Origin of the sequence: Stenotrophomonas maltophilia group sp. Smal32, from assembly GCF_030237085.1 — a bacterium.
In the GTDB taxonomy this organism is placed as follows: domain Bacteria; phylum Pseudomonadota; class Gammaproteobacteria; order Xanthomonadales; family Xanthomonadaceae; genus Stenotrophomonas; species Stenotrophomonas maltophilia_Q.
This window is the reverse complement of sequence record NZ_JASJSI010000001.1, coordinates 61,249-79,920: the sequence shown is the minus strand read 5'-3', so window position 1 is coordinate 79,920 and position 18,672 is coordinate 61,249. Positions and strand designations below refer to the sequence as shown.

Here is an 18,672-nt window from a genome sequence, read left to right as displayed (position 1 = left end):
GCCGGCTTACGAAAAGGCAGCCCGTGACGCCGGGATGGCTTCATAGGCAGCAGGAACTGACCTCGTCTTGGCTGGGTGGTCCCCAAAGGGGGGCGGATGATGACCACCGCATATGCCAAATGCGTCGGCGGGAAGCCCGCGCGAGTGCAACTGCTGGTTGGCTGCCTGGTTTTGCTGGGAGAACCGTTGCAGGGCAGGAGGCACGGCTTTCATCCGGAAGATGTAGTGCAGGCGGGTCGCCTTCAGCCAGAGTGGATGAACAGGTGAAGCGATCGGCAGATTGCAGGAGGCAGGCTGTTGGCCGTGTCGCTTCGCAAAGCACAAGCGTCCGTGCACGGCTTCGGTGCCGTTTGAATCAGCAACTCGGGTCCTGCTCCAATGCCGGACGTACTGGCTGAGTTCTTCTGCACTCCACGACCAAGTCTCTAGATTTCGCGCAATCAGGTTGTTGTCTGTCACATACGGGCAACTCCGCACGGATGTCCGCTCCTGGCCGAAAGCGGACATTGAGAATGGTCCCGTTCTCCCATCCCCGCAGCCAGCGCTGAGGGGGAATGCATCGTTCAGTAGCCCGGCGTTTACCTGGCGTAGAGCGCATCGAGCGGTCACAAGGCAGAATCAACCTGAGTGGCCAGCCCACGCGGACACCGACGTTGCATTCCACGGATGGCGGGATAGAACCCCCAGTTGCCACCGTCGGTGTGGCAGTCATAACCACGATGACTCGCCGACGCATGGGACGCCCCGAGGCAGGTGGACACCTACGCTGCAGATGTCGGCTCGGCCATGCCCTGCAGCAGTAGTTTCATAGCCGTATCGACGAGGCGCTGCAGTTTGCCGGTGCGCGTGCGGACCTGGAGGAAATGCTGGGCAACCTGCTGGACAACGCCGGCAAGTGGGCGCGGCAGCGCGTGTCGATCAGCGCGGCAAGTGGCGAAGGGCAGCTGCGCATTGATGTGCGCGACGACGGCCCCGGCCTGGCCGCCAATGCGCTGGCGCAGGTCACCCAGCGCGGCGTGCGCCTGGATGAGCGCGAAGGCAGCAGCGGGCTAGGCCTGTGGGAGACATCGCCGCCAGCTACGGCGGGAAGCTGGTGATGGAGAACGCCGAGCCGCGGTTGCGCGCGACGCTGTGGTTGCCCGTGATGTGACTCGCCTCTCTCCCCATCTGCTTCGCCCATTAGAAGAGCACGTCATGATGAGGATTGCCCAGCACGCGAATGTTTGGAGTAGTGGTGGTAACCACATTAGCGTACGGGAGACCCGCATAGAAGGCAAAGTCCGGGTGGCCAAAGCTGTTGTTCGAGGCGCAGGAAAAGACGATGTCAACAGAGTTTGCCGTTGACGTCCACCCACTAAGAAGGCTCTGGGTAGCCTTGCAAATGTGTAGCTTGGAGCCATGATGGAAGGCCACCATTCCTCGCAGCACGTACCCCTTTTTACGTTGACCTTCGTAGTGTTTCACTTTTCCAAAGGCGGCATCGCCTGGAAGAAGTACTACCTGTGGCGCTCCTCCGCCTGGATTTTTCTTAACTACCGAGAAGGCTATGCCCGTACGATTGCAATCCTCGTCTTCGGCATTTGCCGGAGGAGCGCTCGCTATCTTTTCCCAGCAAACCTGATCTCCGGACGTCGTGGTGAAGATCCAGGTCTGTCCTACCATTGCCTCCGGTACGCAGTAGATCTTAGGCAATGTTGTTGAGAACATGACCGCTCGAGGCGAAGTGATCTGTCTAGGCACTAGCCATGTCGCGGCCTTTGCAGAGACTCCCATTGGGGCTGAATACCAATGGTCCTCATCCCAGTGCGAAAGCATAACCAGGGAGTCGTTTTTGACAGGGACATGCTGGTCGATCTGATTGCGAAAGATGTTTCCAACTTTTCCGCCGTAGTCAATCTGCAAGAACGGCTCCAGATTCTCATCAAGAATGCTGATGGCGTCCCCTTGGCCGATGTCATGAACCCGAACTCCACCAATGGCAGACACCCCACAAGTCGGATGTAGACCCGATATCGAGTCCAGATCCACTGCTTGAATCCACTCTCTCTTTCGCGCCTTAGGCATGCGAACTACCTTTTCCGATGGGAACGATTGACGAACTGCTTACATAGCTGGACTATCTGGAGGCCTAGCCCGGGCCAGGTCTTCCACCGATATCGGCATCAGCTACATGAGCCAGCGAAAAGATATCCCGAAGGCGACGCAACCAGTACTGCGGAACGGCCCCGAAGATCCCCAATGGCAAGGGCCCCGTGTCGGACTGCTTCCTAGGATCACTAGTATCAGTCAAGAATAGACGAGCATCCGCCAATGTGGGCACACCGCCGCCCAATCCGAGCACCCACCAAGTCCCGACCGGAAGTCTGACGGCCCATGGCGGTCGCGAGCGGATCAGGAGATCAATAACCGGAAGATCAGCCCCACTCAAGTTCTCTTGAAGCTGCAGGAGCCGCACCCTCCTTGCTTCATCGGAGACGAGCCCGGGCTCCAGGTCATCAATCTGATCTGCCGCATCAAAGAACTGCGTACATGGAATTGCAGCGAACCTGATCTGCGTCAGCTTGCCTCCGTCCTCAGTCCGGGCCAGTACTCGACCGTCGCCTCCGTACACGTCTCGACCTGGCTCGATGGAGTTCTTCTCTTCCAAAAAAGCAAAGTACAAGCTTGGTTCGGCCGCCGGCTGTCCGTACTCAGTGTGTACGGCGCCCTTCCAATCTAGCCACCTCAACAGCCTCCACTGCCTGTCTTTACCGGGAACTGGCCACTCCTGCCAACCGGTCAATGCTTCGATCCTGGCTAGGCTGAAGTTCGCTCCCTTACTCCTCTTGTCCAGCAGGCTTAAAGCCACACGATGAAATCGGAAGGCAGTCATTGGGCCCTGCCGAAGCAAATGCTTCACCTGCTTGTTGTAGAAGCGAACAGAATCGCCTCCTTTGGGTAGCGCGGCTGACCAGCTGTCATCGTCCACGCTATCCAGCGCGACTTTCAGCTGCCTAGCCGCCCAGTACCGATCCTCCGGATAGCTTGAAATCAGCATCTCTCGGCGAATGATGTCGCGTATAGCGAGACTAACAAACTCTAAAGCTACCGCGGCATATCTCATGTCCGCTCCCCTGATCGTTCAAATGGGCACCGGAGACTTGGCACCGAAGTAATTCGAGTCAAACGTTGACAGAACTTATCGGAATAATACCTATCTTTGCGCGCACGTCCCAGCAACTGGTGCTGGGTGCCCCGGGCGGCTACGATGATTCGTCTCCACTAGGATCCTACCCATAAACGTAGATCTGACCGAGCTTTCCGCAAAGGAACTTCGTTTCCTGACTTCCAGAGCAGAAGTGCAGCAGACCAAAGTACTGACCCGCCCGAAAGCTCCTGCAATGCGCGCCAAGATCAATAAGTACGTTCGTGACATGGATACACGATCGGAGAACTGTACGGTGCGCCAGGCGAAGCGTCTGCGGGTACGCCATTAGGTCCTGTCATGCAGCCAGAGGGTACCCCCCATCCAGCGCCATCATTCGATCAGGGGGCATATCAGATCAGCTTATGTCCGAAGGACGCCATGCGCCCCAAGCGAACATTGCGCGCAGTGTTCGGCCTTCTGTAAATTGGATGGACTGGCGCCAGGGATAGGGGGATGAAGATGGGAGAGTTTACGAAGCGGGTCCGCAGTGATGCTATCGCCGGGCCGTTGAGGCGCGCATTCACCCCGGACAGATGGAACCGTGCATTCGGTGACCTGCCGGCACCTGATGCCGAGGATCAAGACATTCATGCCGCCGGGCTGGTGTTACATGAAAAGCTAGGGACGATCCGTAGCATCCTTAAGCTCTCTTCGTCAGACGAGATCTCCGCGACGACCAAGCTGCGCGCCTTTCTGGCGCTCGCCAACTACGATTTTTTCGTAACACGCGACAAGACCGGTCTTGCGATGGAGCGGTTCATGACCGAGAGAGCGGCTGTATCGCAGGAGCTTTACGACATGGAGGAAATGGCGGCGGTGAAACTCAGCTTGCCTGGGGGGGCCGCCTGGATGCCCAACGAGGTTGTGGAAGGCATTGTCGATGGCATAGAACTACCTATTAGGGTTGTTATGCAAGCCAAACCCGATCTGGCCGGCAATCCTCGAATGAATCGGATCCAGTGGGACGAAGCTATCCGCGAACTGAACCTGGGCGTCCTTTACCGCTTCGCTGTCGACCTGTGGGATGACTGCCTTTGGAACAGCTACAAGATGATCGACACGGGACCGGTCAAGGTCTTCCTGCCGCGAGAAATCGATGTGCTCCGTGCCTATCGAACAGGTTTGGCGCGCCGAGCATCTCTCTCGATGGGCTTCAACATTCAGGCGACGCAGTTCCAACGCGAAGCGTTCGCTCAAGGTATGAGGCTGAAATTTCGCGATGTCTGCGGCATCGAGCGTCGTGGCAAACGTCAAGTGATCAAGGTCGCCAAACAAGGCGTCTCGACCGGCATCCTAGAGCAACTCAGCATCCTACGCACCCATGCCGCCGAGCCATACTACGGAGAGCTGCTAGAGGAGCGTCTTGAGGCTCTCCACGGATTAACTCTGTCCACGCTCATGGACGCCTGGACCTTCGTTTCGCGCGCCGCGCAAATGCTGGCAAAATCCATCGGCGAGAAGCATACCCAAAATGTTGGGGAAGATCGTGTCCATGCCTGGATGCCCGAGTATGCCCCCACGCTGCAGACTGGGGCTCTGGAGGATGCCTTGGCGATTGCGGCGGGGATCAACAAGGCGGAGGCCCGGAGCATCGTGGATTTCTTCACGTTTCGGGGCATGGCTGGACAGGAGCTCTGGGCGCAGCCACTCGTACCAGTTGGGCCAGACAAGGTGGTGCCTGTCTTTGCAGCGGTCGCATCGCCCAATCTGCGTCGGCTGGTCGATGTATGGATGCGACAAACCGGCGTGGACCTAGCCAGGCGAGGACCTGCGTTCGAAACCCACATCCAAGAGCTTGTCATAGATGCCATTCAGAGCTCGGAGGTGCTGTCACCTGTCGCCGCTTGCATCACTGGCGACTATACGTTCAGGCCCTCGGGCAGCCGCGACGAGCAAATCGATCTGATCTTCTCCATCGGCAACACGGTGTTCGTTGCCGAAGCCAAGTGCATCCTTGAGCCCACCGATGCTAAGGGCCTCGCTATGCACCGCAAGACCGTGCTAGGCGCTGCCGAGCAGGCATTACGCAAGGCTAAAGCGGTTGAAGACAATCGCATACAGTTCATTGAGGATGCGAGTCGGTTCGGAATGAACCTAAGCGAAGACTTCAAGGTTGAGCCCTTGGTCATAGTGAGCACCAGCACCCATGTGGGCATTGCCGCACTGACAGTGCCTGTCATCGACGAGCAAATTCTTGGCCGTTTTTTGGACGGCGAACTAGAGGACATAGCCTATCAGCCGGGCGATCCGGCTTCCTCAAAGCGCTTTAAGACCCGGTTCTACTCAAATGCCGCTGAGGCTGAAGAGCGAGCTCCAGGCTACTTTGCATCTCCACCGCAGATGAAGCGATTCATTGATGGTTTGCGCGCACGTGTCGTACCCCTCTATGCCGCGGACGAAAGAGATTGGGCAGGCCAGGTCGTGACAATGGAATGCGTTGCGGGAGGCGTTCCACTCTCACTTCAAGAGCAGGCGAGGTCGGCAATCAAAGGCGATCCAACCACATCCATCACCCACGAGCGCTATGTCGACGTGCCATAGTCAACGCTACCCACTGTCGCAGAATACTTGAAGCTTCGTTGCCGCAACGTATTGCCGGCTCGTACCGATTAGAAGGAGCCGACGCGCGCCCATATGAACACTGCTTGCGCCATGATAACTACCGCTTGGCGTCGCCCATCCCCGGACGGGGACCAGACCGGCGACTGGTTTCAAGACGAGGCGCTACCCGAAGATGCCTGCGTCTTCTGGCGATCGACCTCGAGCGTCCTGGAAAATGGCTTACGGCCGCTAAGCGACTCGCGGCGGCATTGTACGGAATGACTTTGCCTCGTCCGCACCGGTGTACTGCTCCAGGCGCAACGCAGCTTCGGTCAACGCCAAGCGCGCGAGATAGCCCGCAGCGTTGCGATCACTTTCGAATGCCTCCATGCGATCGTGGCGACTCTCGTTGAGGCTCATGGGATGGATAGCTCACAGGTGCGCGATTCGAGAGTTCCACCGTGCCCACTTCTTGCCTATCCGCGCTAGGGTCAACGGCGTCGTTCGGCGGCGATGACCGCTTCTGGCCGGAAGAGGACGCTGACCAAAACGGTGTAGCGGAAAGCCGCTTAGTGGTTGTCCGACCCTCGGTATCAGTCATCCTTTTGACGTGCGACGTTGCGGGACGTCTGGCGGGACCTCGGCCACCCACAGCCTAACTGGTGTTTCCAGCAACAACGGTATCTCTCGGAACTCAGATCATTGGAGGTGGTGTCAAGTTGTTGCGTCCAGCAAGCGATCTTGTTGACTTCCATTCAAGCTGCTTTCAACATCGTCCGCCGCGCTTCGCATCGCGCGGGACAAACGAACGACTTGAAAGGAAGAAACATGGCAACAGGAATGCGTGCCGCACGCGAACTCACCGCCGAAGAACTACTGCTGGTTTCGGGTGGCAGTCAGACGGACTTCCAAGCGGCCTCCAGCGGCGTTTGGGACGGGGAGATCGATCAAGGAATGGTCGAACACTACTTCGACGAGACTCGCTGGGATGGTGTGGAGAACGTCCAGTTTGACATCAGCGCCGCGGGAATGTTCGCACTCGCTGCAAAAGGCAGCTTCACTTCCGGCGTAACAAGTGAGCTGGATGAAGTTCTTAGCAACATCCCCGATGTGCAGCAGTCGCTGAAGAACTACCTGGACAGCGGACTGTCCATCCAGTTCCGCGAGATGGGCGCGGCCAACGGATATGTTGAGCTGGGTAGCATCTATTTGAATCCGAACATCAAGGGTGATGCCCTGCAGATGGCGAGGACTATCGCCCATGAGTTGGCCCACGTGGAGAATCGGGTAACTTGGGACCACAAGCCAACTAGAGAGGAATACGTCGCCACCTACCTCAAGGAAGAGGGACGTGGAGTTCTCGCAGCGATGAAAGCCAACGACGTCCTAGCAGCAAAGTACCCGGAAGCGGCCGCCTACACTTGGGACTCTCGATTCATTGAGATCAAGAACAAGATTGGATCTGAGTACACAGTCGACCAAGCAATCAAGGCTATGGGCGATATCTACGGCAGCATGAAGCATCCCACCGATCCAAATAAGACCCAAGCTGACTACTTGGCCGAACCGTGGGATGAAACATTCGGGGCAAAGGGCGGTTCAGGAGCCGGAGGTTGGGGAGGCACTGGCGGAGCTGGGGGCGTTCCCTGGACAGGTGGGAGTTGGACCTGGGGAAGCGGTGGCTGGACAATTGGCATAGGCGGCAACGGCAGCGGCGGCACTACCGGTGGTCGCGAAACATGGGAAGAGGAGTGATCTCATCAACGCATTGACACACGGGACTGCCAAGCTTAGGAAAGGCTGACGATCACAGTAGAGGCAACACCGCTCTCCCTGAAAGCCAGCCAGAAGGTCGGGGGGAGGACTCCGCCCGACCTTCCTATCGACTCTCGAACCGAAGCAGATCAGGCTCTCTGGCTTCCAATCTTCTACAGCGTCCGGGCGGACCGAATCCGCAGTTCCAATGCACTCAAGTGCGCGCTTAGAAGGTCATGTAAGAACCTAATGATGTCTGACCAATCATCCGAGTTGGCAGCTCGACGCAGACAGATCTCCAAGCTCGAACCGAGAGAGCCGCTGGCTTCATAGATTGGAAGATAGAAATCTTTACCCTGCCAAAGCAGCGCGTTGAAAAGCACTCTAGCGGTTCGACCATTCCCATCCTGAAGTGGGTGGCAGTTGAGCAGGCCGACATAGAACCAAGTCGCGCGCACGAAGGGCGACCAGCCTCTGTCACGGGCACCTGCAGCCAGCCAGTCAAGCCTCTTGGCAAGTAGTGGGTGCGGCATGTAGCCCCAGCGATTTCCCGCCTCATCGGCCGACGTAACGTTGGGGCCACAGCGCAGCTCTCCATCCACGCCAAGGCGGCTCGCGATGAGCTTGATAGCCGACTGCAGAGCAGCTGGAGCCGAAGTATCCAAAAGTGCCCTGCACTGATCAACCACCTCGCAGAGCACTTCATGCTCGACACGCGAAGTGTGACAGCGCCTGAGACCTTTACGGTGCGTCACATGTTCTGAGAGTGGATGAACGAGCTTAGATTGGTGTGCAGCCCAGAAGTGCAGAATCCCGTGGCAGAGATCATCCGTGCTGTCGACTGACCTCTGTTGCAGAAGTGCCGTTCGATTCACCTCAATCTCGACAATCTCTCGAGCATGGCCAGCGACTCCCGCAACGAACGCGGCGTACGAAACTGGTGAGACCAGGTGGATCGCCATAGATTTCCTTGACTTTCATTCGGCACATGACGAACATTCCTGCCCGACCTTACAGGCCGGCTCAGTTCTAGATCAAGCGAAGGAGATCGGATGTCGAATGGAACTCGCGTGCCCAGCTTTGGCGGGTATACCTTTACCGCCGCGTGCGCTCTCGCATGCTTGCTGGGCATCGTGCTGACTGCGCAGGCACATCAATCCGCTCAACCTGAGCACTCTACGTTCGATGTCGAGGATCTGATTCAGTTCCAGCAACGACCTGATGACGCCAGCATCTTGCGCACGTTCGAGGTGACCGCAAACAGGATCGGCACCACCGGCAACGTGCGGTTCTCTGAACTTGAACCGCGGTCCTACTCCGCCATGGGTCCTGCTGTACTTATCCGCGATCGATTCTCAGGAAGCGTAAGACAGTTGACAGTGACGCAGAAGGCGACCATAGATGATGCACACTGCTTGAAACTGGCTGAGGTCAGTCATGCACTCGGTCTGTTTGTGCAACCGCCCGAACCGACTCCGGTATGGAAGACCGAAGGACAGCGGAAGCACGCTTTTCATGAGAACTCTCAAGTGAGCATCGATGCTATCGGCAGATCTCCTGGAAGCGATTGTCTGGGTAGCGTTGTCTTCAAGTACAAGAACTAGCCGACAGCTGTTGAGGCGAGTCGAGGCGCACGCCCATCACCGCGCATGATGAGTTCCTCTTGAGGAATTCTAGTCATCGCACCTGACCAGGTGGACTTCTCCCAGATAAGCCTCCTTTTGATCAGCGTGCGCATGGGAGCGTGCAGTGCACGCGCCAAATACCTGATCAGGCGTCAGTACGCAACCTCTACGTCTAACAGTATGGATCGCTTTCCCTCAGCGACCCGATAACAGGCGTGTGGCGATGAGCTACGCCAACGCACTTCGTATGGCGCGCCCAGAAGATGGAACGAGCAAGCAGTAATGTCACGGCAACACTTCCAGTATCAAAGTGAGCATTCTGAGTGCGGATTAGCCTGTGTGGCCACATCCGCCTCTCTGATGGGCAGAGAGACAACTCTATCCTCTCTTCGAATTAGGCATCCTTCGTCCTCTCAAGGCACGAATGCGGCGGCGCTGATCTCAGCGTTCACCAGCCTCGGCATCCATGCTCGCGCGATCCGTTGCGAAGTGGAAGACCTCCAGCACATTTCGTTGCCCGCGGTACTGCATTGGAAGCTTTCGCACTTTGTCGTGCTCATTAAGTGCCCACGCGGGCGATTCCACATCTTTGATCCCGCGTCCGGCCATATGAGACTAAGTGGAACGCAGATTTCGGAACATTTTACCGGAGTTGCGCTCGAGCTGACTCGGCTTCCAGGCTTCGTCGCTAGCAGAAGTGATCTTCAGTTTAGCATTCGGCGGTTTGCAACGATCACGGCCGAAGTGAAGCAGTCGCTGGGGCTTGGGGCCGTCTACTCCGTGTTCCTTCAGCTCTTCCTCGTCAGTTCGCCGTTCTTCATCCAGATATCGGTAGACGAGGCAGCAACCCATACAGACACAGACCTACTGGTTCTCCTAGGGCTTGGCTTTGCACTGCTTGCGATCTTCAACTTCATAGCTGAGGTACTTCGTTCACGAGCAATGTCGAGGGCTGCAAGCGCTTTGTCGTGGAATGCAACGCGCCGACTGTTCCGGCATATGATCCTCCTTCCATTGGCATGGTTCGAACGGAGACGCCTTGCCGACGTGTCGTCGCGATTCGACACCATGGATTCTCTCAAGCAGGCATTAACGGGCGGCCTTGTGTCCGCTGTTATGGACGGGATTCTGTCGCTTCTACTTGTGGCGACAATGTTCTTCGTCTCACCGGCACTTGCGCTTGTTGGCAGTTCGGCCGCGGCACTCTACTTGGGCCTTTCTTGGGCTTCATCGCCGGTGCGAAACAAGCTGGGCGGTGAGGCCTTCCAGGCATCACTGCGTGAGAAGACTGCCAGGATTGAGACGATTCGTTCAATCGCATCCATCAAATCCGCCGGCGCCGAGCTGAATCGTGAGGCGGAATGGTCGGCCCGACTTGCAGACGCAACCAACGCGGGGAATCGACTAAGTTTATTGCTAGCATCCTTGTCTGCTAGCCGCACCTTGCTGGACAATCTCGCGACGGCCGGCGCCGTCTACCTGGGCGTTCATTTGCTGCTGGATCAAGCACTGACGGTTGGCGCCCTATTTGCCTTCTTTGCACTCAAGCGCCAACTGTCCGCAAGAATCCATACGTTCGTCCAGCAGATCACCGCCTTCCGCCAGACTGTCCTTCACTCAGATCGATTGGCCGATATTGTTCTAAGTGAGAGCGAGTTGATGGGTCCTGAGGCAATGGATCACCCTTCGCTTGAGGGGCGCATATACGCCCAGAATGTGTACTATCGCTACGGTCAATCGGACGAGTTTTCGGTAAAGGCACTCAATATCGCCGTTCATGCAGGAGACTTCGTACTCCTCAATGGTCCGTCCGGTTGTGGCAAGAGCACCATCATGAAGCTGCTCGCTGGTTTGTATACCCCGCAGCAAGGTGAGATCCGGTATGACGGCACGGCATTGTCTACGCCATTTTCGCGCTCCATAAGGTCGCAGATTGGCGTGGTAATGCAAGGAGACGAGCTGCTTGGAGGGAGCATCGGTGAGAACGTAGCGTTCTTTTCTGAGGATGCCGAGCCAGAGAGTATCTGGCGATGCCTGGCACTGGCTGGGCTCGCCACAGAGGTCAGAGCTATGCCGCTCCAGTTGCAGACGCGCATTGGTGAGATTGGAAGCACATTGTCTGCAGGCCAGCGTCAGCGGCTCCTGATTGCTCGCGCCCTGTACCGCCGCCCCCGCGTTCTTCTTCTTGATGAGGCGACAGCGAACGTTGATCTAGATAAGGAAAGGGAAATTTTCCTCTCGCTGCGATCGATCGGCATCACGATCATTGCCGTTACTCATCGGCCACAGATCGCGAGTCTGGCGACGCTCCTTGCCACATGTGCTGGCGGCTCGATAACAAGCGTGAAGCGTGTGACGCCTGAGCAGATCATTCCAGGCCGGAAAGTGCCGTCCTTGCAGGATCAAATAGCATCTCGAGAAGTGTTCTCCGCTCCATCATAAGATCCACATCAAACTTCATTCCGTCTTCGAGCATGGATGGATCAATCTTTTGATTGCGGGACATCTCGTGATTGGTGGACGACAGGGAGATGGTGATTGCATACATCGCCTCGGATGCATTCAGATCTCTGGGCAAATCAGCAACGGGCGTGGGCGCCTTGGCGACTTCCCGTACTGTTCCCGAGATCGTGCCAAACTTGCGATACGGGAATGCCGAGACCTTCAAACGCGCTTCACCTCCAAGCTTCAGAAATCCGATGGCTGATGATTTCACCCATGCACGCCCAATCGCAGGCTCGTCCGTCGCAGCGATGATCATGAGTGATGCACCTGGTTGGACTGACTCGCCCAAAGATGCAATCCGACTTGATACGCGCCCATCCATTGGAGCCGTCAGTGTCTCGGCGCTACTGGCTCGCAATGAGATCTCCTTCTCATCGAACGCGGCCGTCTCAGCCGTAATCATCGACTCGGATGAAGAGACTTGGTGCTCCAGCTGGCGCCTCGAGCTTTCCGACGTTCCTATCTTGGATAGCAGCTGGCCACGCTCTCGTTTGAGGCCTACCAGTTGCTGCTGCTGATCCAAAAGTTCACCACGAGCGGCGCGGAACTGCAGTTCCGAGACGATCTTCTCCTTGGTTAGCTGCTCCATGGCGTCAACCGTCCGCTGCTTATCCGCGATCTGCATCTCTTTCAGAGCGACAAGCTCATTGAGGAATTCAACTTGCTCGCGGTTCTCTGCCGACTCAAGCTCTACCTCAAAGATCTTCTGCCTAATGACTTCTGCCGTGTCTCCCAGTGAGTCCACGCGCGATTGCATCTGCCTACGAGCAGCTTCGAGGCTACGATTCCCGATACTTATGCCGTCAACTGTCCGGTCATAGGAAAGGCTCAGCAGACTCTGCCCCTTCCGAACTGCCTCATTCGGCTTGACGTGTATTGCCGAAACCACGCCCTGTCGGGTCGCAGTTACGCGCTTTGTTCCCATCTCGGTAGATATCTCCCCCTGGGCGCGTTCTTTCCTTGGAAAGCGTGCTGTAGCTGCGACAGCAACGACTGCCGCGGCCAGCAGGAGAAAGAACAAGGCGGTAGAGCGCCAGCCAAAGCCCAGGCGGTCGAGCGGAGCGTTCTGGCGGCGCAGATCATCCAGCCGGACAGCCTCGCGAAAGAGCGCGGAAGATTGCTTTGCGGAGCGGCCAACGTCCATGTGGGAATTTTCGTTCGGAAGCCGAAAATTATGGCATCTGGCTGCGCCATCAGTCATCAGGCGTCTGCCCCGAACAGCCTCTGATAGCCCCGTGCGCACATCTGATCAACGTCGATGGAGAGACGATTGAACTGCATAGGTTCGAAAGGAGCCGCGACCTGTTCTATGTGTGCTGTTCCGACGCGTAGCACATGATGGCCGAGAGCCGATCTTGACTGAGATCTGCGGCCACTGAGATTACAAACACCACAGGCCTATTTGGCACGATCCCCACGCTGTGAACTTGGGAGTGGACGTCCAGACACATTGCAGTTCATGCACGTGCTGCAACCCCGCGCTTGAGCATGAATTCTTGTCGCCTGCGTTGCGCAGTGTACGTGAGATTCATGGATCAATGACGTACACGAATTCAGCGACACAAATTTCGAATATGTGATGAATGTTTGTCATGGGCGACAACAATTTGGGACGTGCGTACTTCCCCCCGTCGATCAGCTGTTGGTGCGCTACAAGTTCCACCAGGATCTGGCGGCCGGGCGCTTGCTTGCCCAGCTGATGCAGCGCGCACCACCGCCCTGGTCGTGCGCGCCGCTGGTGCCGGTGCCGCTGCATGGGCGGCGCCTGCGCCAGCGCGGCTACAACCAGGCCGCCGAACTGTGCCGGTTGCTGCCGATGCCCGTCTGGCAGGGGCTGTACCGGCGGCGGCATACCGCACCGCAGTCCGAACGCACGGCCGAACAGCGCAGGGAGAATCTGTTCGATGCGTTTGCTGTTCGTGGTCCGGTGCCCTCGCGGCTGACCGTGGTCGATGACGTGATGACCACCGGCAGCACGGTGATGGAGGTCGCCGAGACGCTGCGCCTGGTCGGCGCTGGGGAGGTGCGCGTGTGGGTCTGTGCGCGGGCGCCGTGATCGCCCTCTTCATCCACAGGGTCTAGGATGAGGCCGGTTCCGGATCGGAGGAGTGGCCATGAATTCCCCCTTGTCTCCCTTGTTATCGGCGGTTGGGCGCAGCTGGTGGATCCTGCTGTTGTACGGGCTCGTCGCACTGGGTTTCGGCATCGTTGCCATCGGCTGGCCGCTGTCCGCAGCGATGGCACTGGCCTGGACGCTGGGCGTGATGGCCATCATCGAGGGCGTCATCAGTCTGTTCGCATTGATCAATGGCGGCAGCGGCGCGTCCCGCGGCTGGCTGGCGCTGTACGCCCTCGCCTCGCTGGGCTTCGGTATCCTGGCGGTGATCAATCCGCTGGCCACCGCCAGCGTGCTGGTGCTGTTCCTGGCGGCGTGGCTGCTGGTGGCCGGCATCTATCGCATCGTGTTCGCGATCCGCGTGCGCAAGCAGATCCAGGGCGAATGGTTGCTGATCCTCAGCGGCGTGCTGGCCGTGGTGCTGGGCCTGTTGTTTGCGGCCAACCCGTATGCCGGCGTGGCGGTCACCACGCTGTGGATCGGTATCGGCAGCCTGCTGTACGGCCTGCTGCAGGTGCTGGTGGCATTCAAGCTGCGGAAGCTGAAGTGAGAACGGCGCTTCCGCTGTTGCTGGGCGTGGCCTTGACCCTGGCCGGCTGCATGCCGGGCGCCACGCCCGCAGTGCAGACAGTCGAGCGCCATGCACCGCGCCCCGGTGTGGATGTGCGCCTGAGCGCGGTCGATGCGGATGGCAAGGGCACGCAAGCGCAGTGGCAGGGCGAGACCCTGGCGCTGCGCGAGCCGCCGATTGCCGGCAGCGCCGATATCGCCGATGTGCGCTACGTGCTGGACGAGGGCCAGCAGCCCGGCCTGCAGATCCGCTATCGACCCGAAGCGCACCAGCGCATCCACGATGGCACGGCAGCACTGGTGGGCCAGCGAGCAGCGATCAGTGTGGATGGCCGCGTGCTGATGGTGGCGACGGTGAAAGGCCCGTTCGGTGAATCGATGATGCTGAGCGGGCTGCCGAGCATTGCCGAGGCACAGGCGTTGGCGAAGCACATCACCGGTCAGTGACGGGCGCGCCAACACCACCGCGTTACGCGCGAGGTCGACCAAGGTCGACCGCTACCGGGCGAACCGTGCCTCGATTTCTTCCAGTGACTTGCCCTTGGTCTCCGGCAGCCAGAACGCGGCTACCAGGAAGAACACGAAGGTGCAGGCTGCCCAGAACACGAACATGCTGGCGTAGCCGTAGTGGCCCACCGTGGGCAGGAAGATGGCGGCGATGGTGGTGGATACAAACTGGTTGATCAGCAGTGCGATGCTCATGCCATTGGAACGGATGCGGTTCGGCATCAGTTCCGACAGTGCCAGCCACACGCATACGCCGGGGCCGACCGCGAAGAACGCGACGAATACCAGGATGCAGGCGGCCACCGCCCAGCCATGTGCAGGCGGCGGCACCGGGCCGATGCGGGCCTGTTCGATGCGCAATGGCGCCTGGCCGGCACTGGCCGGGTCGGCGAACGGGTTCAGATGCAGTTTGCGGAAGAACGCACCAATCACGCTGTCGGGCTGCACGGTGCCAGCGCGCTCGATGCGCAGCTCGCGATCGGCCAGGTTGTCGCTGCGCAGGGCGCGCACATTGGTGAAATCACCGTAGGCGTAGGACACGGTCAGCTGCATCGGCCGGCCCTGGCTGTCGGTGCCATTGCTCAGGCGCTGCCACTGCGCATCATCCAGCACCAGCTGCAGGCCGTCGCCGCTGACCGCCGCCTGCAGCTGCGGCTGCACATCGGCGCGACCGCGTTCGGCCTGGAAGAACAGCGTGGCCGCCGCCAGCAGGGCGACGCAGATACCGCCGCTGCCCAGCATCAGCAGGAATTTGCGGCCCTTGCGGTCGACCAGCAGCAACGCGACCACGGTCATCACCGCGTTGAGCAGCTTGATCGCCACGTCGGCGCCGTTGGCCACTGAACCGGACAGGCCGGCCTGGTTGAGGATGTTCACCGCGTAGGCCAGCACCGAATTGATGCCGGTGGCCTGGGTGCAGGCCAGCACCACGCAGGCGAGCAGGAACGGCACCACATAGCGGCGGCTGAGCAGCGGATCGCGCTTGCCTTCGCTGCTGCTCGATTCCGGCGCTTGGATCTGGGCCAGCGTGGGCTCGACATCTGCGGCGGGCAGGACGCGCTGGAGGCTGCGGCGGGCTTCATCGATGCGACCGCGGCGCACCAGCCAGCGTGGTGATTCGGACAGCCAGAAGATGCCGGCACAGAACAGCAGGCCCGGCGCCAGGCAGGTCCAGAAGATGGTGCGCCAGGCGTGGTCCTTCACCGTGAACAGTTCCTGCGCCTGCTGCGCGACCGGCAGCGAACGCACGGCTTCGGCGGCGGCATCCACGGCGTGGGCGTGGTACAGGCCGATCAGGGCTGCCAGCACCAGGCCAACGGTCAGCAGCAGCTGGAACATCGCCGCGCCGCGCCCGCGTCGCTCGGGGCTGAGCACTTCAGCCAGGTACAGCGGAATCACGACGCCGATCAAACCGCCACTGATGCCCTGCAGCAGGCGTCCCAGCAGCAGCGGCGTGTAGCCGGAGGCCAGTGCCATGATCGGAATCGAGGCGGTGAACAGCAGGCCGGCCAGCAGCATCGCACCGCGGCGGCCGATCAGGTCGGCAACCATGCCGGCGAACAGCGAGGACAGCACGCTGCCCAGCAGCACCGCCGCCACCACGAAGCCGAGCTGCTGGCTGCTGAGCTGCCAGGCGTGGCTGGCAGTTGCTTCAAGATAGGGCAGGGCGCCGGCGATGATGCCGATGTCGACGCCGTACAGCAGGCCACCCAGGCCGCCGATGAAGAGCAGGTAGCGTACGGGCCAGCGCGGAGCGGTGGAAGCGGGTACGGCAGGTGCGGCGGCTGCGGTCATCGGCGTATTCCTGGAATAACGGGGATGGTGCGTGGCTGATGCAAGGCGCTTGCGCGCTTCATGTAGAGCCGAGCCATGCTCGGCTTGCCGCGCGAAGCGCGGCGCGGACGTCGTCGATGTCGGTGCGAAAAGCAGCCGAGCATGGCTCGGCTCTACAGACGTGCGTCGCCTAGTGCAGGTCGATCACGCGGCCACCGACCACGACCTGCTGCAGGCGCAGTTCGGCGTCCAGCACCACCAGGTCGGCGCGGGCGTCGGGCGCGATGCGGCCGCGATCGCCCAGGCCCAGGTAGTCGGCCGGGAAGGTGGAAACGCGTTGCGAGGCATCGGCCAGCTCCAGGCCCACCTGCACCAGGTTGCGCAGCGCCTGGTCCATGGTCAGTGCACTTCCTGCCAGTGAACCGGTCGCCAGGCGCACGCAGCCGCCGCACTTGTGCACGCGTTGCTCGCCCAGCGCGTATTCGCCATCGGGCATGCCGGTGGCGGCGGTGGCGTCGGTCACCGCGTACAGGCGCGGGATCGCGCGCGCGGCCAGGCGGATCACGCCGGGATGGATGTGCTGCAGGTCGGGAATGATCTCGGCGTACTGCGCATGTGCCAGTGCCGCCGTCGCAATGCCCGGGCGATAGTGATCGACGCCGGTCATGCCGTTGAACAGATGGGTGAAGCCGGAGGCGCCGGCCTGCAGCGCAGCAACACCTTCTTCGTAGGTACCGGCGCTGTGACCGAGCTGCACGCGGATGCCCATTGTCGAAAGCGCGGGAATCAGCGCGGTGTGCTCGCCGATCTCCGGCGCCAGCGTCATCACCCGGATCGGTGCCAGCGCGTGCAGCTGCTGCACCAGCGCCAGTGTTGCTTCGATGGTGCGGTTGGGCTGCGCACCCAGCCGCTGCGGGCTGATGAACGGCCCCTCCAGATGCACGCCGGCAATACAGGCGGCCTCGGCGTCGGGTGCCGCCATGGTCGCGGCCACGCCCTGCAGCGCGTGCTCGATCTCATCCAGGCCAGCGGTCATGGTGGTCGCCAGCAGCGTGGTGGTACCGAAGCGCAGGTGCGTACGGGCGATGGTGCGTGCCACGTCGCCGCCCTGCATCAGGTCCACGCCGGCGGCGCCATGCACATGCAGGTCGATGAAGCCGGGCAGGATCACCGGCAGCTGCAGATCGCCGGCGCCGCTGTGGTCGTCCACCTGCAGCTGGCGCACGTCCGAATCGAAGTGGACCTGGCCACGCCGCCAGCCCAGCGGGGTGAGGATGCGGCCATGCAGGGAGCGGGTGTCGGTCATGCGGCGGGCTCGGCGATGATCACTTCAATGCCCAGCCGCTGCAGTCCCTCGCGGGAGGCGTCGTCGATGCCGGCATCGGTGATGATGGTGTGGATCTGATCCAGCAGAGCGATGCGGTGCAGGCTGACGCGCCCGAACTTGGAGGCGTCGGTCAGCACCACGATGCGGCGTGCACGCTCGACCATGCGATGGTTGAGGCGGGCTTCGGCTTCGTCATGGGTGGTCAGGCCGAACTGCAGGTCCAGGCCGTCCACGCCCAGGAACAGCGTGTCGAAGCTGTAGGAGTTGAGGCTGGCTTCGGCCTGGCTGCCCTGCAGCGACAACGACTGCTGGCGCAGCAGGCCACCAGTCAGCAGCACGTTGATGCCCGGCGCGTTGGCCAGTTCCCAGGCGATGTTCAGCCCGTTGGTCATCACCGTCACGTCGCGCTGCGTGCGCAGGTGGCGGGCCAGGGTCATCGTGGTCGAGCCGGAGTCGATGATGATGTTGTCGCCGGGCCGCACCAGGCGCGCGGCACACGCACCGATCGATTCCTTCAGCGGCAGGTTCAGTGCGTCCTTTTCGTGGATGTCCTGTTCCTGCGGCGGCGTGCGCACCAGCGTGGCGCCACCGTGGGTACGGTTGGCCAGGCCCTGCGATTCGAAGTGGGTCAGGTCGGCACGGATGGTCACCGCCGACACGCCGAAGCGCTCGACCAGATCGGCCACCTGCACCGCGCCGTGCTCGATCAGCAGCTGCAGGATCTGTTGTCGGCGGGAGCGGGTGTTGCGCATGGCCATTCTCGGTG

The 18,672-nt window shown here is 60.2% G+C and carries 13 protein-coding genes and 3 pseudogenes; 9 read left to right on the top strand and 7 right to left on the bottom strand.

Annotated features, from left to right (window positions below; translation table 11 throughout):
• Window positions 1-815: 815 nt before the first annotated feature.
• Window positions 816-1,150 (top strand): annotated as a pseudogene (locus tag QRO91_RS00315) (ATP-binding protein); the annotation flags it as partial.
• A gap of 29 nt (window positions 1,151-1,179) precedes the next feature.
• Here QRO91_RS00315 and QRO91_RS00310 read toward each other — a convergent pair.
• A complete protein-coding gene (locus QRO91_RS00310) occupies window positions 1,180-2,064 on the bottom strand; it encodes a hypothetical protein (protein ID WP_285310180.1) in 885 nt (294 codons plus the stop codon).
• A 64-nt stretch (window positions 2,065-2,128) separates the two neighbouring features.
• Window positions 2,129-3,103 carry a hypothetical protein gene (locus tag QRO91_RS00305; protein ID WP_197650182.1) on the bottom strand — a complete coding sequence of 325 codons (975 nt, stop codon included), beginning with the start codon at window positions 3,101-3,103 and terminating at the stop codon, window positions 2,129-2,131.
• Window positions 3,104-3,640: 537 nt separating this feature from the next.
• Between QRO91_RS00305 and QRO91_RS00300 the strand changes: the two genes are divergently transcribed.
• Complete coding sequence (locus QRO91_RS00300) at window positions 3,641-5,728, top strand: hypothetical protein (RefSeq protein ID WP_285310179.1); 2,088 nt, start codon at window positions 3,641-3,643, stop codon at window positions 5,726-5,728.
• Between the two features lie 741 nt (window positions 5,729-6,469).
• A complete protein-coding gene (locus QRO91_RS00295; RefSeq protein WP_197650184.1) occupies window positions 6,470-7,483 on the top strand; it encodes a hypothetical protein in 1,014 nt (337 codons plus the stop codon).
• 173 nt (window positions 7,484-7,656) lie between these two features.
• Here the strand turns inward: QRO91_RS00295 and QRO91_RS00290 are convergent, their stop codons facing one another.
• Window positions 7,657-8,445, bottom strand: coding sequence for a Fic family protein (locus tag QRO91_RS00290; protein ID WP_197650185.1), 789 nt, complete (start codon window positions 8,443-8,445; stop codon window positions 7,657-7,659).
• 90 nt (window positions 8,446-8,535) lie between these two features.
• Between QRO91_RS00290 and QRO91_RS00285 the strand changes: the two genes are divergently transcribed.
• The 3 genes and pseudogenes from QRO91_RS00285 (at window position 8,536) to QRO91_RS00280 (ending at window position 11,550) form a co-directional block, all read left to right on the top strand.
• Window positions 8,536-9,087 carry a hypothetical protein gene (locus QRO91_RS00285; protein ID WP_197650186.1) on the top strand — a complete coding sequence of 184 codons (552 nt, stop codon included), beginning with the start codon at window positions 8,536-8,538 and terminating at the stop codon, window positions 9,085-9,087.
• Window positions 9,088-9,390: 303 nt separating this feature from the next.
• Window positions 9,391-9,765: pseudogene (locus tag QRO91_RS22525) on the top strand (cysteine peptidase family C39 domain-containing protein); the annotation flags it as partial.
• An 87-nt stretch (window positions 9,766-9,852) separates the two neighbouring features.
• Complete coding sequence (locus tag QRO91_RS00280) at window positions 9,853-11,550, top strand: peptidase domain-containing ABC transporter (protein WP_285310178.1); 1,698 nt, start codon at window positions 9,853-9,855, stop codon at window positions 11,548-11,550.
• Here QRO91_RS00280 and QRO91_RS00275 read toward each other — a convergent pair.
• Window positions 11,477-12,757: an HlyD family secretion protein gene (locus QRO91_RS00275; protein ID WP_197650188.1), complete on the bottom strand. Its 1,281-nt coding sequence runs from the start codon at window positions 12,755-12,757 to the stop codon at window positions 11,477-11,479. The two genes, QRO91_RS00280 and QRO91_RS00275, sit on opposite strands and share 74 nt — an antisense overlap.
• Window positions 12,758-13,234: 477 nt before the next feature.
• Between QRO91_RS00275 and QRO91_RS00270 the strand changes: the two are divergent.
• From QRO91_RS00270 to QRO91_RS00260, 3 genes and pseudogenes are all read left to right on the top strand, one after another.
• A pseudogene (locus tag QRO91_RS00270) lies at window positions 13,235-13,669 on the top strand (ComF family protein); the annotation flags it as partial.
• A 58-nt stretch (window positions 13,670-13,727) separates the two neighbouring features.
• A complete protein-coding gene (locus QRO91_RS00265; RefSeq protein ID WP_049431885.1) occupies window positions 13,728-14,279 on the top strand; it encodes an HdeD family acid-resistance protein in 552 nt (183 codons plus the stop codon).
• Window positions 14,276-14,746 (top strand): SecDF P1 head subdomain-containing protein, encoded by a 471-nt coding sequence (locus tag QRO91_RS00260; protein ID WP_049431889.1) that lies wholly within the window; start codon window positions 14,276-14,278, stop codon window positions 14,744-14,746. The genes QRO91_RS00265 and QRO91_RS00260 overlap by 4 nt, the downstream gene beginning before the upstream one ends.
• 51 nt (window positions 14,747-14,797) lie before the next feature.
• Here QRO91_RS00260 and QRO91_RS00255 read toward each other — a convergent pair whose 3' ends face one another.
• The 3 genes from QRO91_RS00255 to QRO91_RS00245 all read right to left on the bottom strand — a co-directional run bounded on the left by QRO91_RS00255 (window position 14,798) and on the right by QRO91_RS00245 (window position 18,658).
• The gene (locus QRO91_RS00255) at window positions 14,798-16,600 is read right to left on the bottom strand and encodes an MFS transporter (RefSeq protein WP_049431892.1); all 1,803 of its coding nucleotides are present in this window, start codon (window positions 16,598-16,600) and stop codon (window positions 14,798-14,800) included.
• 169 nt (window positions 16,601-16,769) lie between these two features.
• Window positions 16,770-17,885, bottom strand: a complete 1,116-nt coding sequence (gene nagA / locus QRO91_RS00250) for an N-acetylglucosamine-6-phosphate deacetylase (protein ID WP_197619449.1) — start codon at window positions 17,883-17,885, stop codon at window positions 16,770-16,772.
• Window positions 17,882-18,658: a DeoR family transcriptional regulator gene (locus QRO91_RS00245; protein ID WP_049432038.1), complete on the bottom strand. Its 777-nt coding sequence runs from the start codon at window positions 18,656-18,658 to the stop codon at window positions 17,882-17,884. Before QRO91_RS00245 ends, nagA begins: the two co-directional genes overlap by 4 nt.
• Window positions 18,659-18,672: the final 14 nt, after the last annotated feature.